Raw genomic sequence first — 16,029 nt, 5'->3', positions numbered from 1 at the left:
GAACGACTATTGCAGAGGAAATCTTGGATTTTTCAATTCTTATTTCTAAATAATATCTTTCCGATTTCAAACCATATTACACTGAAAAAAGAAACGGAAAAGCAAATTAATAAATCGACCCATCCTATCGGTACAAAATGGAACAATGCTCGCAACCAGGGAATATACAAAGCACTAAGGAGTATAACCAATGTCCCGATGACAACATACGGTAAGGCACGGTTCTTTTTTCGAAAAGATTCCCAAACAGTTTCGGTCCAGTTTCTATTGATGAGTATCAAAAGCAAATTAGAGAATACCAATGTTACGAAAGCAGCCGTACTTGCCTTCTGATTTTGAGCGACTCCGTCGCGGGCAATCACGATCCAATAAACAGAGATTACAGCAAGTAAAGATAGTAGTCCTTGTAAAAAGGAGATGATAAATAGATTTTTATTGAGCAAAGGAACGGATAGATCCCTCGGTTTTCTTTCCAATAAATCTTTTTCAGCTTCTTCTTTCTCAAAAACAAGAGTGCAGGTAGGATCGATCACAAGTTCCAAAAATACGATATGTACTGCGGACAAGATCATACTCGGCCATTGGAAAAATACCGGCAAAAACGAAGCTCCTACAATCGGGATGTGAACTCCGATGATATACGCCAAAGCTTTTTTGATATTGTCGTAGATCTTTCTTCCTTCGGCAACCGCATTCAGTATGGAAGAAAAAGAATCGTCTAACAAAACTATGTCGGAAGCTTCGCGGGCTACATCCGTTCCTCTCTCTCCCATTGCCACTCCTATATGTGCAACTTTCAATGCAGGAGCGTCATTCACGCCGTCTCCGGTCATAGCGACAATTTCACCTTGTGCACGAAGGGCACGAACGATTCTCCATTTGTCTTCCGGAGTGACTCTGGAAAATATATTGGTTCTAAGGATTTTCTCTTGAAAAAGAGCCTCGTCCATTTTTTTTATTTCTGCACCGGTGATGACAAAGTCGGGAGATTCCAATCCGATTTGCCTTGCGATGCTTTTTGCAGTCTCTCCTGAGTCGCCAGTGATCATGATGACTTTGATCCCTGCTTCCTTAGCCATACGAACGGCATCGGGAATAGAATCACGGATAGGATCTTCGAATCCTACAAGTCCGACCCATTCGAATGTGAATTCATTTTGAGATTCCGGAAGTCGGTCTCCCGAAAAAACTCCCTTAGCAACAGCTAACACTCGATAGCCTTCACTTGCAAATTTTTTGACGGACTCCAGGATTTCGTTCGTACGAGGAATATCCATACCGCAAAGAATAGAAACTGCTTCCGGAGCACCTTTGCTCGCGATGATATAATCTTTTGATCCATCCGTTTGCCAAACTTGGGTCATCGCAAAAAAACCGGAGGAGAGAGGATACTCTTTGATTAAATTTCCATTGGCATATAAAAATTTTCCGGGATAGGAATCCGCCATTTTCAAAAAAGCTTTTTCCATAGGATCGAAAGGATCTTTCTTGCACGCAAAATTTCCGTACCTGATTAAATCGTAAAATCCTTCGGGAACTTCGGAACCTTTATCCGAATAAAAAACTTCTCCGTTTTCGCGAGCCAGACATTTGATCGTCATTTTATTTTGAGTGATGGTTCCCGTTTTGTCAGTACATAGAATAGTAGCGGCACCTAACGTCTCAATAATGGAAGACTTTCGAGTAAGTACTTTTTTCTGACTCAATCGGAATGCACCGAATGCAAAAAATATAGTCAATACCAAAGGAAGTTCTTCCGGAACCAATGCAATGGCAAGAGTCAAACCGGAAAGAATTCCCTCCATCCATTTGCCCTGCAAAAATCCGAAATAGGCGGCGAGCACCAAACAGAGAATCACTGCCAGAAGAAATATCCTTCTGACCAAAACACCTACTTCCTTTTCAAGAATGGTTTTTTCGGTTTTCTCTTCTCCGATCGTTTTTCCGATTTTGCCTATTTCCGTTTTATCACCGATTTTTTCCACAATGCCGATTCCATTTCCGGATACTGCCAAAGAACCGCTGAAAATAAAATCTCCCTTCTCCTTCCAAACGACTGCGGATTCTCCGGTCAAAAGCGATTCATCAATTGTTAGGTGGTTGGAAAGTAAAATTTTGGAATCCGCAGGAATCCGGTCTCCCTCATTTAAGATAATAATGTCTCCGGGTAATAAAATACGTCCGTCCACACGTTTAACGACCCCGCCCCGTATCACATTTGTTCTAGGGCTCGCCAAATTCTTCAACGCGTTCAATGCATTTTCCGTTCTCGTTTCCTGATAAATCGTGATCGTTATGATTACCACTACCGAACACAAAAGTAAAATCGCTTCTCCGGAATCACCTATCAGAAAGTAAACGAGACCGATTGCCAGAAGCAAAAATATCATCGGTTCCCCGAGAACCGCCAAAAGATGAAATAAACCGTTTTTCCTTTTGGAGTCCGAGAGCTCGTTGAATCCGTGTTTCATTCTCAAAGTAGAGATTTCCGAATCGGAAAGGCCGTTTCTGTAAAAAGATTCGATTTGATTGAACATATAATGTTATGATTTCTCAATTGATCCATATCCCTATTTTCAAGTCAAAAATAACGGAAATGATCTTGTCATTTTTTAAAAACAAATAACATTCGATGAATGTGTGACACTTCTCTTGCAACCGAATTATTTACCGGAACGGAAAAAAGAATTTTTGCAAAAAACTCGGATAGGGAACCGAATGAAGCGCAATTGATCCTTCACATCCCCAAACAAAATCACAAAAAGGGGAGTTCGGTTCAATGTACATTCATTTCCATACCGCAAACAGAAATCACAAATGAAGTATTTCTTTCCAAACCGTTTCAAATGTGGGGGGCTGAAATGGGAGTCAATGAATACGGACTTGCCATCGGAAATGAAGCGGTCTTCACAAAACTCAAAATCAAGAAGAAAAACGACGGTCTCACCGGGATGGACCTACTCCGCCTAGCATTGGAAAGATGCAAAACTGCAAAAGAAGCATTAATTCTTATTACGGAATTACTCGAAAAACATGGACAGGATGCTTGCGGTGGCTACGAAAACAAATCATTTTTTTATCATAATAGTTTTATCATAGCGGACAGGTCGGATGGATTTGTATTGGAAACAGCCGACCGACTTTGGGCCGCAAAACCGATTGATAAGTTTTATGCTATCTCAAACGGATTGACGATTGAATCCGATTATACCATGTCCAGTAAAAACCTGGAAAATGAAGCAATCAAAGCAGGTTACTGGAAAAAGGGAAAAGATTTTTCATTCAACGAAGCATTCTCGGATTGGTTTTTTACAAAAATGGGTCAATGCGAAAACAGAAGGCAATTGCATGAAACCAATGCCACTGCAAGTTATAAAACAAAAGGTATTTATACCGCAAAGAGTGCAATGGAAGTTTTGCGATCTCATACGGTATCCGATTCCGAGTTTGAAGTTTCTTCCGCAGACATGGGTTCCTTATGTTTGCATGCAGGGGGTTTACTCACTCCCAACCAAACAAACGGGTCAATGATAGTCGAATGGAATACTTCGGCAAAAAGCAATGATCCGCTTCGGATATGGTATACAGGCACGTCGACTCCTTGTTTGAGCGTATTTAAACCTTTTTTCTTCGGAACTAGTACATTCATAGACCACTCTCCTTTGAATCCTAAGATTTTGGATGATACTTCGTTATGGATCAAACACGAACAAATAGCAAGGAGAGCCAATTTTGACTATCAAACGGTAAGAGCCATTGTTGTTCCGGAGACTAGGCCAATGGAATCGCAATTGGTTTCTTATACAAACGAAAGTTTAACGGAATCCAAAAAGAACGAAATGCAGATCAAAGCATTAAAAGACCATACCCAACTCATTCAAAGATGCGAAGAGGAGTTGAAACAAAAAAAAATAGGGAAATCCAAATGGACCTCCCCCTTATTTCAAACATATTGGCAAAAACAAAATGGAAAATTGAAAATCAAACTATAAGATAGCTTTGACTTTATCGAAGCTGAGACCAAAGATATTCTGTTTTCCGAAACTTAATACTTGGGTCGGGCAACTGGAAACACAAGCGGAACATCGGACACATTGTACGCTATCCATAGGTCGGCCGACGTTTGCATAACTCATCACATCAATCCCCTGGTGACATACCTTCGTACATATATTGCAGGAAATGCATTTTTTCTTTTCCGAAAAAATCCTAAACTTGCTAAACTTTGCATAAATATGCATCAGTCCGGCAAGAGGACAAAACATTCTACACCAAACCCTTCCTGAAAAGAAAAAATAAAAACCGACTCCTACAACTCCGGCAAGTCCGATATCCACCACCAAATCGTAGATCCATTTGACGGAATCTGCAGCATACTCGGCACCTATTAGATCCGGAACGAAAGGTTTTCCATACACGCCAACTAACTTCAACACAGTGATAGTGAAAGCTACGAGTAAAATCCATTGTCCCGAATGTTCCAGCCGGTAAGCCCATTTTCCATGAGGCATTTTTTCCCTTTGTTCATCACCCAAAGTTTCGGCAAGCCCGCCGCAGGAACAAATCCAACCGCAATAGGCACCTTTACCGTAATGATATACCAAAAACGGGATCACTCCGAAACTGAATACCAAACCGTAAATAAGCCAAAAATTCGTTATCCCGCCATCGTATAACACTCCCATACTGAGAGGCCATGCAAGTATAAATCCGTAAGCCTTCCAGTATGCTTCTCCTGGAAATACTTGAGTCAAAAGAAACCCGTCCGCAGGCCCCAAATAGCCTGCTTTTCCCAAAAAAGGTAAAATGATTTCAGGAAGCAAAAATAGGAAAAACCATTGAACAAAAATCAAACTGAAAGTTTGCAATTTAATGTATTGAGTCGGTTTAACGGAAATGCGCCTAAGCCCGAATACCAAAATAGTCAGGGAATAGAGAAAAGTATAATGAAAGCCCGGATATTTTTCAAATAGCAAATAACCGCCGTATGTTGCCGAAAAATAAACGAATAGAAAATAAAAACTGGCAAAAACCAGATAAAAATTTCGAAATAACCGCCATCCCTTGGGAAAACGGATTCCATTCGACTTTGTCCAAAGAAAAACCCAAGAAACCAAAGATAACAAAAATATTCCCGCGCTTACACTCGCCAAAGGAGAAAACCAACCTGACCCGTAGAATGACGCCTTACCAAAGTAAGCCGTCATCGCGAAAAAGAATACTGATATCAGTCCGATCCAATCACGAACCGATTTTGAACTTTGAATTTGGATGCCCAGTTTCTTTAGAAACGGAATGGGAGGAGTCGTTCCGAGTAAAAGCAAAACATCATCCGCAGGAATTTTTTTCGCACCTATGGAAGTGGAACAAATCACATTGGATTCCCCGATTTCGCGTAGGTTGGATTCCTTTAGAACTTGAATCTTGCCTTTCCCGGAAAGAGATTCCAACTTCCTTATATTTTCCTGTTTGGGGCGGGTCAATTCCTTTCCTCTGATAACAAGTGTTACTGATTCTGCAAACTCCGAAACGGAAATGGCAGCTTCGACTGCGGAATCACCTCCTCCCACTATCACTACTTTTTTATGAGAATAATCTTTCGGATCGATCAAACGATAAGAAACATGTGGGAGATCTTCTCCTTGGATCCCGAGCCTTCTCGGATCGCCGGATTTCCCCATTGCAATGATGACTTTGTTGGAATGAAACTCTTTGCCGGACTCGGTCCCGACCGTAAATCCGACGGGTTTTCTTACAACGGAATTTACCCTCTCACCTTCCAACAAAGGAATATCATTTGATCGCAAAACAGAATTTAAATGATCGAGAAGAGATTCTTTGGTTCCGTCGAAGATGGGAAGAGAAGATTCGACTTTGAAATCTTTTGGTTCGGCAAAAATCGGTTTGCCTTTGGGGTAACTATGAACCGTTTGGAAGGCTTTTCCGGCTTCCAATAGAACGATTTTTTTTCCTAATTTTCCCGCTTCCAAAGCCGCGGAAACACCGCTCGGTCCTGCACCGATGATTACTGCGTCCAATAGCTCATTTTTCGTCTCAGAGATCGAATCCCAAATCTTCGCCCCGCTATGGGAAGCGAATTTTAACAACGGAACACCAGTTAGGTCCCCAATAACGAAGACACCCGGGACATTCGTGGAAAAATCACTCGAAACAATCGGATAAACTTCTACTTGTCCCTCAGGGGCGTTTTTTTTTAGCCAAGTGAAATAACTTGATAGAAAAGGCATAAACACAAATTGCCTCCGATCATTTTAGAATGAAAGTTGAAATTACGGGGATTTAGGCAGAAAAAAAGTAAATTTACTTCCTTTTCCCTCACTATAAAGTATGTAGCGGCCATTCTGTTGCGCAATCAAATCAATCGCCAAAAGTAGCCCGATCCCGGTCCCTTTCTCTCCAGCCGTTCCGAAAGTAGAACCGGGTAACAATCCGTTTTGAATCTTTTCCAGTTTTCCGGAAGGAATTCCCACACCGAAATCTTCTACTGAGATTTCAAATTCAGTTTCATTTTCCAGACTGGAAATGATTACATGCCCGGAATGATTGGAAAATTTGACCGCATTGGATATAATATTACGCATGATAGTTGCCGTCATTCTTTCATCCGCATAAGGCAAATGAGAGAGTGGCAAATTCAATTCCCATTGGATGTTTTTTTCCGCACATTGAATTTGCAATAACTCGATCGTTCCGGTTACAATCGCGGAGATTGAAATATAATCCGGTAAAAAATGAATCCGATGAGAATCATTTTTTACCCAATCCAAAAGATTTTCCAGGATCACATAACTTTGAAACGAATTTTTACGAAGCTCTTTCAAACCTTTTCGCATTTCATCGGGAGATATCCTTTCCACGGACTCCATAAGAATACCCAAAAAAGTCCCCATACTTCCCATCGGACCTTTTAAATCATGTGCAAGAATGGAGAATATTTTGTCCTTATAGGCATTCGTTCTTTGTAATTCGGAATGGTTACGAAAAGTATTTCTCAAAAAATACAGCATAACAGTGGCTATACCTATATAACATACCGAGATCGACAGGATTCTGTAAAAATTCTGAAGCCCTACGGAATAAAAAGGACTATCCAAAGCGAGAAAAGGAGGTTCGGAAAGGTATTCGATATAAAAAAAGAAAAATAAATTGAGAATAAAAAACAAAATACTAATGAACTTCGCATTATAAGGATAAATTACAAAAGGAAGCAAAGCAAAGATCAGAAAAAAATAATGTCCGCCCAGCAAATTTCCGGAGAACAAAGCTGTAGTTGTAAACGAATCCAAAGACAATGCAAGCATAAGCAAAAACTTTGCGGAATTGTATTTACGAATATGATTGAGATAGATTGGGAATCCGATGAAAACAATGAAACAAAGGTTGAGAAGAGGAGGTAAAAAACCGCCCGGAAATCCCCACAGAACAAACACGATCGAATAACTTATATTAGATGCTACTCCGAATGCTGCAGCGAAATTAGTGATTTGAAGCCTGAGGATGGTTTCAAAATCCAGATCTTCCGTGACCCCGGTATAAATCAGACGACGAATCCAGTCCGGTATGAAAGCTTTGATCAAGGCATCTCCACTGTAAAAAAAGTAAGATCATCCGATAATTTGGGGGAGTATGTTCTTACCGAATCCAGGATTTTTTTATTTAACTGTTTCGGCTCGAGGCCTCTTCCATCACTCAATAGTTCCAACAACCGGCTTTCTCCGAAAAGTTCCTTATAGGAATTCTGAGCTTCCGTAATTCCGTCCGTGTAGAAAAAATAACGGTCCCCCTGGTACAAATTCATTTTCCAAGATTGAATTTTTGCTTCTTTGCGCCATCCTAGAATCGGCCCTTTTCCATCAAGGATCACTGGGGCATGCCCCGTGCCGCTTACAAAAATAGGATTCGGATGCCCCATAACCGAATATCTGACTTCCATTGATTTTAAATCGAAACTACATGCAAGAGCCGTAATGTAGTTTTTATCCACAACAGGAATCATTTTCAGATTCAATTCTTCCAAAAGTCTGTCAGGTTCCTTATGTTTGGGACCCAATTCCAAAAAACTGATTTTCAACATGGAAGCGATGAGTGCCGCAGGTATTCCGTGACCCAAAACATCACATAACAAAAACATAACGGTATCTTTATCATGAATATAAAAATCATAATAATCCCCGCCTATTTTTTCCATGGGAATATAAACCGAATTCACTTTCAACCCGCAAACATCTCCCTGCATACTGGGTATCAGCTTGGACTGCAGACTTCCCGCCATATGCATCTCATCACTGAGGATGCGGTACTGTTTTTCCAGCTCTTGGGTCCTTTGGCCTACAATCATCTCCAAAGATTCGTTCAGATTTTTTAATGCATTTCTTGTTCTTGCATTCTGAATCCCGATCGCTAGAATTCCGCTGAACATAAAAGCGAAAATACCGTACTGACTCAAATACTGATTTTTTCCAATAGCCAAATCGGAAACAATATCCGCAATTCCAAAACAAGTTGCAACTAAGGCCCCGATGGAAACTACGATCGCTTCCGATTTTTTATTATAAAATCGGGCGAGAAGTGTAATGAGCAAAGGAACCTTGAAAGCAAGTAAAACATACCAGAGATATACGAATTGAAATCTATAGTCCGGATTTAAAGGAAAAAATTGTATGAACCCAATGACCACATCAAGGGAAAGAAGACCAAGCACGATACGAGAAGGTTTTTCTTCAAAAAGAGAGTAAACAAATAATATAATCGCGCAAGGAAACATGCACTGGGAAAAGAATAATGTTCTAACAAGGAGCTCGGGATTCCAATCCAGAAAATGAATCTTATGTAAAATGGGAAGTCTCCAAGTCACAAATAAGATCGCCGTTGCCGCCAGATACAATCCTGCATGCGAGGATCTGTTCAAAATATAACTGATTGCCTGCTGTATAAAAATTCCGAAGAACAAGGATACGAATACCAACTGTCTCAGATCTTCGTAGATCAGTTCATCCTTTAAACTTTCATAGGAACCCATACGGGGAATGTTGCGAAAGATCCCGCACATAAATTCGACTTCTCTACATTCTATCTGAACTTCTAAAACATTTTTTCCGAGTAAGATACTATCCGTAGGAATGGAATAAAAACGGGAACTGATCCAATAAGGATAATAATCCGGACTAAACTTCCCGGTGGAACCGATGGATTTTCCATTCCAGAAAGTGCTATCGACGGAATGAAGCCTGTCTAAAAAAATCCCTTGGGTATAAACGGCAGGTTTGGCAATATCCACTTCCAACCGGTAGACCCCCCGAATGGGAACGGAGTATCCCTGATCGACCAATCCCTGTCCTACCTGAACGGGCTTGGTCTCATTCGTTCCGAAATCCGTGAACGTCCAACCGGTTTCTAACCGCCTTACTTCTTCCTGCGTCTGTGCAGCAATATCAGAATATGCTAAAAGGAAAAAGCAGATGGAGAGAAAACGAAGCATTTCAGCAAATGTTCATCAATCCATTTCCGTAGTAAAGGACTTTGCGGACCCCTTCTCAAAATCTAACATTCGTTCCTTTGTAATGCCTATGACATTATGTGTTAGAGACAATTTATCCCCAAGGAATTCAGGACTCAATCGGATCTCCACAACTCTGTACCAAAACTCTCCCGGGGGAACCGTAAAAGCATGATTCACACATAAACATTTGAACTTAAAACCAAAACTATGTTCTACGGGATGGGCCTGGTGGGGAGCTGCAAAAAAATACACAGGTTCCTTGGTTTCATTTTTCATAACCAAGAGAAATTGTTTTTTCGCGCCGGGCTTTAACAGGATTTTGGAATCTTGGATCGGTGTCGAAAAAGGAGCGGGCTTTCCAAAGGCAACGGAACCAGTGGTCCAAAGCGCCAGACTTTGGGAACCGGACGGTTCCCGGATTTCCATTTTCAAAGGAATCTGAGTGTACTGCCAAGCGATTTCAATTTCCACCGAGTTACTCTTGACAGGAGTGTTCGGAGCAGCCGCCACCTGATTATGGTTATGTGAATCCTGGTTTCCCTCCCCGCAAAAAGCGAAGAGAGAAAGGGAAAGCGAAAAAAGTAAAAAACGAAACGGATAAGAAGATAGAGTCATTTGATGAATTATTCCAGACTTAACTCCAACGTGGAAAAATCCAAGTTCTGTTTTTTTGTATTGGTCAGATAATAATTTTTTCCCCGAGCCTGCAAGGTGATGAACTCTTGGAAGATTTTTTCCGTATTGTTCGGATCGGGATTTTTTACGATATTACAATCTCTACCGCAACCGTTACAATCCCCTTCTCCGTAATCCAGGAAACTGGTGAATGCTTGTTTTCTAAGAAAACCGAATATGCGTAAGTCGATCTTGCCGCCTTCCGTCGACTTCACTTCATAATTTCCCATACCGTAAAATTTTTGTGATTTTTCCTGACCTTCTTCGTAATTGGTACGCAGAGTGGACCCTTCCAGGAAAAAAGTTCCATCGGAACGCAAACGAATGGTCCAATCGGAAGAAGAAGGCGGATCTACATTTTCTTCCACTTGCACTTCGGGAGATGCGCCTTCCGGCAAATCGGTGACTGCTCCTTCCACGACTTCGGTCACTTCACGTCCGGTCAGACCCCGGTTCAGCACTTTTCTCAAAGATGCCTTTGTGAAATAGTCGAAGTTCTTTGCAGCAAGGTCTTTCGATTTGGGAAGAGTATCCAGTGCAAACCAACCGTCGTCATTTCCGAAACGAAGTTCGGATAATACGAAACCCTTTTCCGAATAACCTTCGTACAACGAGTCTACCGTGAGAGTCAGTTTCTTTCCTTCGAACGGTTTGGGAAGTGTGACTTCCTGGCTTCCCATGGAATCTTCGATGGAAAGTTTTGCCGAATAACCGTTGTCACCTGTTAAGATGAAATCCTTGATCCGTCCGTTTTTAATACAATGAACATCGGATCTTTGATATCCGTTCCAAAATTTCAATTTTGTGATCTCTTGTTCTTTTTCGAAATCAAAGTTCAGAGTCACTCCTTTGCCGCCTTTTACGGAAGCATAAGCATTTTCATATTTGGAATCGAACAGATTGAGAACATTATAACTGGCTTCGGGGCTTGCAGTTTCCGAAGCGGTAGCTGCGCCTTTAATGATTTCGGGAGTATAAGTTCTGTATGCTTTTTTCTTTTCGTCGAAAAATTTGACCTGTTTCAAACATACATCCAGGTTTCTTTGAAAATTCAAAGTAACGGAACGGGCTTGTACGACCGGCTCGAAAACAACTTCGGCGTTTGATTTTTCAACATCCGTGCTTCCGTAAACCTCATCAAAGTTAACGTAAGCTGCGACACGGTCTTTGAAATTCCCATTGCAGGACTCGAAACTCACTTTACTCAAGGAAAAAGGTTCATCCGCATAAAAATGAACTTTTACGAATTCTGCACCCGGTTCTGCATTCCACTTTTTACCGTCTAACACAAGGAATGGAAGTCCGTTGTCCATGGAAGTCGCCGTGACCATCGAGAAATGAATCTTTTTACCACAAGCAATTGTGAATAAAAATAGAAATAGGAAAGGAATGATTTTAAAGAATCGCATAAATCCTGCAACCTCGTAGAAAAATATAGGCTTCATTAGGGGATACCTCTCCCTGGGAATTGGCAAGAAATTTATTTGGAAGGGAGAGTGGCTTTCAGGATTTTTTCAAAAGAAACAAAGCTGAGTGCACCTACAACAAATCTTCCGTTCACAAGGATCGTTGGAATGGCGCTCACACCTATGGAAACTGCTTCCGAATGGTCCTTTCTTACCACTTCCTCAAATCGGGAGACGGATTCTTCCGATGTACAAAATTCTATTACATTTCCGGGAACGGAACTTGCTTCCAGCTTTTTTTGCATCGAAGTTACCGAAAAGTTTTTCAGTTCATAAACGGAGTCCAGGCTTTGCCAATAGAGTGCGGGCCGTTCGGAATGTACGCATCGCATAACACTTAATGCCAATAATCCTTCTTTCGTATCGGCCTCCAAAGGGTAATCCTTTTTGATCCACAAAATATCCTTTCCGTATTTTTTGCGGATCGCCGCCGACGCAGGATGACTCTTCCGGCAAAAGCTACAATTGAAATCACTCCATTCCACAATCGTCCATTTGGGATGATCGGAGTTTCCCGAACTGATTGCATTTTTCAAATTGATTTTGGAAAGTGAGAAATAGGAAGACTCATCCGAAGAAACGGATACATTCGCCATTTTAAAAATACGTGTCCAGGCAAGTCTGCGGCGGATCCCTTCTCTTTTGCTATCAATCATATCAATGGAAACATCGAAGCCGGAAGAGCCTGTTTTTTCTTTCGCATAATAACGATTAATCTGAGAATCATCGATTTTATTTTTTTCCAAGTCTTTCCATTCTTCCAAGCTCAATCCTTTTCCTTTGGAAACGGATTGTAACTTTCTCAGATTTTCTTCTTTTCCCAAAGTGGTTTTAATGGAAATCTCTCCGGGAAGAGACTGTGGAAAATAAAGTTCTGAAGTTTTTGATTCTTCTGTGCAATGGAAAAAAACCAATAACATACAGACGACCTGTAGAAAAAAAAGATAAAGACGAACCATTTCCAAAAGAATAAAAATACGAAGGAAGACTTCAAGATAAAAACCGAACCGTTTACATCAAATACCTTTTCCCCAATCGATCTCTCCGATTCGGATTGGCACCGTATTCGAGTAACAAATCGGAAATCTCGCCTAATCCGTCATAACTGTTGGCAATATGCAAAGGAGTCACTTGGTCCGGGTCACATACATCCGGGTTGGCCCCACGAATCAAAAGTATAAGAACCGATTCTTTTTTGCCATTCTCAACGGCAGTATGGAGAGGGAAAATTCCCTGTTCATTTGGCCTGTTCGGATCGAGACCGGAAGACAAAAGAGTTTCTAAAAAATAAGGGTCTTCCGTCTCCACCGCAGCAAGTCCCAAAAGAAGCGGAGCGGAATGTCCGAATCCCGTATCCGATTTCAATACATCCAAAAGGACATCGAACCTTCGCCTGTCTCCATCTAACATAGATTTAATTAAATTTCTAAATCTATTTCTCTGGGTCCAAGCAGACAAGAGACCGAGCCATTGTTTTCCGATGCGAAAAGCGAACATTCTTATCTTCCTTAAACTTATCTTTCGATAAGGGTAATCCGAATCTAAGGATCGGAATTGTAAAAATGAGACATTTTTTCGTATAAATCAAACCATTCTTTTGGAAGGACACCGGAAATATTCTTGAAGTCGTGGATGAGATGGGATTGATCCGAGTAATCAAAATGATGGGCAAGTTCGGTCAATTTAGAATGTTCGTTTCTACTTTTATAATGAATCGGATTTCGAATCATGGAAAGCAAACGGTGTATCTTGCGGAAGTCTTTCGGAGAAAGACCGTAAACTTCCTTGAATTTACGATCCAATTGTTTACGGGAAATCTGCAATCCGTTTGCGAGATCTGTTATTTTTTCCGGCTCTTTCATCAAACGAATCAAAGCAAACCGAATATAAGGAGGGATGTCCTCTTTATTTTGCAGATTTTCCGTTAAAAACAAATTCAATACGTCGGCGATATTTGCCGCATCGGTCACGGACAGATCGTTCCGAAATGAATTGATATCCGTTCCTCTGAAATATTTTTCAGCAGAAAAAAAAGAGTCAGTCAATTCATTGCCTTTTATCGAATAACACTCGTATATCGCACCCGGCAAAAAACGAACGGATACCACTTGCACCGGGAAATCGGATTCCAGTTTCCAACGTCTGGTCTGAGGACCGACCCAGTGAACGTTTGTTAGTTGAATCTGCGGAGATTCATCGAAACAAACTTTCGGCGGAACGCCCAGATGAAATACCAATTCCGGTTCATAGGAAGGCAAAATCCAAGGCAAATCTTTTGTGTTTACACTTTCCCAAACCCAGTACTCTTTCACATAAGAAGAAAGTTTTTCGGAAGGTGCAAAAAACCGAGTCATCTATTATTTTTCAGCAAAAACTTCTATTCCTTCCCATTCTGGAGGAGCGCCATGAGCATCATAAAATTCAGCTCGTTTGAGATAGAAAGCGCAAGCGGAATCGATAGGATTTGCTTCCAAAACTTTTTTGAAGAAATCAATACTTGCGTTGAATGCTTTTTCCTTATACAAAATATGACCGATTTCAAAATCTTTTTTGGTGGATAAAAACCGATCCAAGTCTTCCTTCTCATAACCGTCCAAAATTTCGATGACGAAGATACTGGTTTCTTTGCCTGTTACCATTACGTTGTCCAAAAGTCTCGCATGATACTTCTGAGGATCTTTCAAGGAATGAAACGTATCTTCACTGATCAGAATATTGCTTCCATAGTATTTGGTCAGTCCTTCAATCCTGGAAGCCAGGTTTACAGAATCCGAAACTACAGTCCCTTCCATCCGTTCATTGTGTCCGATAGTTCCCAAAATCAGATTGCCGGTATGAAGACCGATTCCTACTTTCAAAGGATTCGTTCCCAGGTCTTTTCTGGACAGATTGTACTTTCCGATTTCTTTTTGAATGGAAATGGAAGCTTGGATTGCATTATCTGCGTCACCGGGGAAGAGACCCATGATAGCATCTCCGATATACTTATCTATAAAACCGTGATTACTTTCAATAACAGGTGCTATTTTATTGAGATAGGAATTCACAAATTGGAAATTTTCGCTGGGAGACATTTTTTCGGACATAGCGGTATAGGAACGTATGTCCGAAAACAAAACAGTCATCTCTCTTTGTACATGATCTCCCAAATGAATGTCCAATATGGATTTTTTTTCGAGAAGGTTCAGAAACTCGGTGGGAACAAATCGACTGTAAGCTCTATTAGTTTGCGACAGGGAAGTCGTAAGAGTTTCCGCAGTCACAAAATCATTTGTGAAAATTTTTGCCAGCATGATCGCCTGCAAAAGAATCATAGAGGTCAATCCGTAACTCAGAATTCTAGGAGTATTGATAATCGATCGACCTGTCAAACTATCGTTGATGCCGCATACAAAAACAAACAGGATAGCCATTAAAAAAAGAATGCTTCCTTCTTTTTTGTGTTTAATCGAGAGAAACAATCCGTAGATCACGTAACAGCTCAACATAACTCTTGATATATCAAGCAAGTTCAGCATTTCCGTAAAAACAACAGGCTCCGCAAACAGGGTAAATACGATAAAGGCAAGATTGATCCCTATGACAAGGTTGATAATATATCTTAGTTTTGATTTATCTTCGTGGTAGAGTTCCGCGAAAAAAGCGGTGAAAAAAGAAGTCATTAGAGAAATCGTTATGAACTCTATCTTGTACTTTGTACTCCAACCGAATAGATCTGGAAGATAATGATATAATAATCTTTCCCCCGTAACGGCAGAATAAAGCATCACTGTGATACAAAATCCTCCGAAATAAAATGTAGTGGGGTTTTTTCTCCGAAAGGAATAAATCGCAAAATGATAAAGAGCTATGATGAAGAACCCACCGTATAAAAAGGATTCGATCAGATAACGTGTCTGTCTTTCTTCCAGTATTCTGTCTTCCGCACCCAGCTTGATTTCATAACGAAGCCCGCCCGCCCTATGATGAAAATTGGAAACATGAAAGATAAAATCCATCTCTGGTCCGGTTGTCGCAAAACGAAAGATAGCCGGTTTCATTTCAGGCTTCATTTCTTCTTTGGTGCGGCCAACTTTCCCCGATTCCAAAACCTGTTGTCCGTTCAAATACATCCGGTATGCATGTCCCTGATCGGAAAGTTTAAGGGCCAACTCCTTTACATCGTCCGGATTTACTAGGACTTTAAAACGAAAGGTAGCGTATCCATGTCCCGGGATCTTTTTTTCATCCACCAAGGTTCCGTTCCAAACGGACGGAATGTATTTAAAATGGGGAATCTCTTTCTTTTTTTCGGATTCTTTCTTTTTGAAGTCTTCCGGTGACAAAAACTCCTCCCAATAAAACTCGGATTGGCCCTGTAGAACCACG

Annotated in this window: 11 protein-coding genes; 1 reads left to right on the top strand and 10 read right to left on the bottom strand. The window is 40.9% G+C overall.

Translation table 11 applies throughout. The features are described from left to right. Positions 1-32: 32 nt before the first annotated feature. On the bottom strand, positions 33-2,537 hold the full coding sequence (locus DI077_RS04805) for a cation-translocating P-type ATPase (RefSeq protein ID WP_109018605.1): 2,505 nt from the start codon (positions 2,535-2,537) through the stop codon (positions 33-35). 99 nt (positions 2,538-2,636) lie between these two features. Between DI077_RS04805 and DI077_RS04800 the strand changes: the two genes are divergently transcribed. Beyond that, positions 2,637-3,992 (top strand): carcinine hydrolase/isopenicillin-N N-acyltransferase family protein, encoded by a 1,356-nt coding sequence (locus DI077_RS04800; protein ID WP_109018606.1) that lies wholly within the window; start codon positions 2,637-2,639, stop codon positions 3,990-3,992. Here the strand turns inward: DI077_RS04800 and DI077_RS04795 are convergent. The 9 genes from DI077_RS04795 to DI077_RS04755 all read right to left on the bottom strand — a co-directional run bounded on the left by DI077_RS04795 (position 3,987) and on the right by DI077_RS04755 (position 15,986). Then, positions 3,987-6,248: an NAD(P)-binding domain-containing protein gene (locus DI077_RS04795; RefSeq protein ID WP_109018607.1), complete on the bottom strand. Its 2,262-nt coding sequence runs from the start codon at positions 6,246-6,248 to the stop codon at positions 3,987-3,989. The genes DI077_RS04800 and DI077_RS04795 overlap by 6 nt on opposite strands. Positions 6,249-6,290: 42 nt before the next feature. Beyond that, positions 6,291-7,598 carry a sensor histidine kinase gene (locus tag DI077_RS04790; protein ID WP_109018608.1) on the bottom strand — a complete coding sequence of 436 codons (1,308 nt, stop codon included), beginning with the start codon at positions 7,596-7,598 and terminating at the stop codon, positions 6,291-6,293. Next, entirely contained in the window at positions 7,595-9,499 is a 1,905-nt protein-coding gene (locus DI077_RS04785; RefSeq protein WP_109018609.1) for a PP2C family protein-serine/threonine phosphatase, read from the bottom strand. The genes DI077_RS04790 and DI077_RS04785 overlap by 4 nt, the downstream gene beginning before the upstream one ends. A 15-nt stretch (positions 9,500-9,514) precedes the next feature. Beyond that, positions 9,515-10,135 (bottom strand): LIC11469 family lipoprotein adhesin Lsa20, encoded by a 621-nt coding sequence (lsa20, locus tag DI077_RS04780; protein WP_109018610.1) that lies wholly within the window; start codon positions 10,133-10,135, stop codon positions 9,515-9,517. A gap of 8 nt (positions 10,136-10,143) precedes the next feature. Then, the gene (locus DI077_RS04775; RefSeq protein ID WP_242935362.1) at positions 10,144-11,640 is read right to left on the bottom strand and encodes a discoidin domain-containing protein; all 1,497 of its coding nucleotides are present in this window, start codon (positions 11,638-11,640) and stop codon (positions 10,144-10,146) included. 35 nt (positions 11,641-11,675) lie between these two features. Beyond that, on the bottom strand, positions 11,676-12,581 hold the full coding sequence (locus tag DI077_RS04770) for a DsbA family protein (protein ID WP_167837069.1): 906 nt from the start codon (positions 12,579-12,581) through the stop codon (positions 11,676-11,678). Between the two features lie 91 nt (positions 12,582-12,672). Next, positions 12,673-13,158 (bottom strand): ankyrin repeat domain-containing protein, encoded by a 486-nt coding sequence (locus tag DI077_RS04765; protein ID WP_109018612.1) that lies wholly within the window; start codon positions 13,156-13,158, stop codon positions 12,673-12,675. Between the two features lie 44 nt (positions 13,159-13,202). Further along, the gene (locus tag DI077_RS04760) at positions 13,203-14,015 is read right to left on the bottom strand and encodes a helix-turn-helix domain-containing protein (protein ID WP_109018613.1); all 813 of its coding nucleotides are present in this window, start codon (positions 14,013-14,015) and stop codon (positions 13,203-13,205) included. 3 nt (positions 14,016-14,018) lie between these two features. After that, on the bottom strand, positions 14,019-15,986 hold the full coding sequence (locus DI077_RS04755) for an adenylate/guanylate cyclase domain-containing protein (RefSeq protein ID WP_167837070.1): 1,968 nt from the start codon (positions 15,984-15,986) through the stop codon (positions 14,019-14,021). Positions 15,987-16,029 lie beyond the last annotated feature (43 nt).

Source organism: Leptospira kobayashii, from assembly GCF_003114835.2.
Classification (GTDB): domain Bacteria; phylum Spirochaetota; class Leptospiria; order Leptospirales; family Leptospiraceae; genus Leptospira_A; species Leptospira_A kobayashii.
This window is presented reverse-complemented; position numbering and strand designations above follow the sequence as displayed.

Bases quoted from the DNA above. Each gene is read 5' to 3' on its own strand.
- DI077_RS04805 (WP_109018605.1), bottom strand. From the start codon at position 2,537: ATGTTCAATCAAATCGAATCTTTTTACAGAAACGGCCTTTCCGATTCG.
- DI077_RS04800 (WP_109018606.1), top strand. From the start codon at position 2,637: ATGTGTGACACTTCTCTTGCAACCGAATTATTTACCGGAACGGAAAAA.
- DI077_RS04795 (WP_109018607.1), bottom strand. From the start codon at position 6,248: ATGCCTTTTCTATCAAGTTATTTCACTTGGCTAAAAAAAAACGCCCCT.
- DI077_RS04785 (WP_109018609.1), bottom strand. From the start codon at position 9,499: ATGCTTCGTTTTCTCTCCATCTGCTTTTTCCTTTTAGCATATTCTGAT.
- lsa20 (WP_109018610.1), bottom strand. From the start codon at position 10,135: ATGACTCTATCTTCTTATCCGTTTCGTTTTTTACTTTTTTCGCTTTCC.
- DI077_RS04775 (WP_242935362.1), bottom strand. From the start codon at position 11,640: ATGAAGCCTATATTTTTCTACGAGGTTGCAGGATTTATGCGATTCTTT.
- DI077_RS04770 (WP_167837069.1), bottom strand. From the start codon at position 12,581: ATGTTATTGGTTTTTTTCCATTGCACAGAAGAATCAAAAACTTCAGAA.
- DI077_RS04765 (WP_109018612.1), bottom strand. From the start codon at position 13,158: ATGTTCGCTTTTCGCATCGGAAAACAATGGCTCGGTCTCTTGTCTGCT.
- DI077_RS04760 (WP_109018613.1), bottom strand. From the start codon at position 14,015: ATGACTCGGTTTTTTGCACCTTCCGAAAAACTTTCTTCTTATGTGAAA.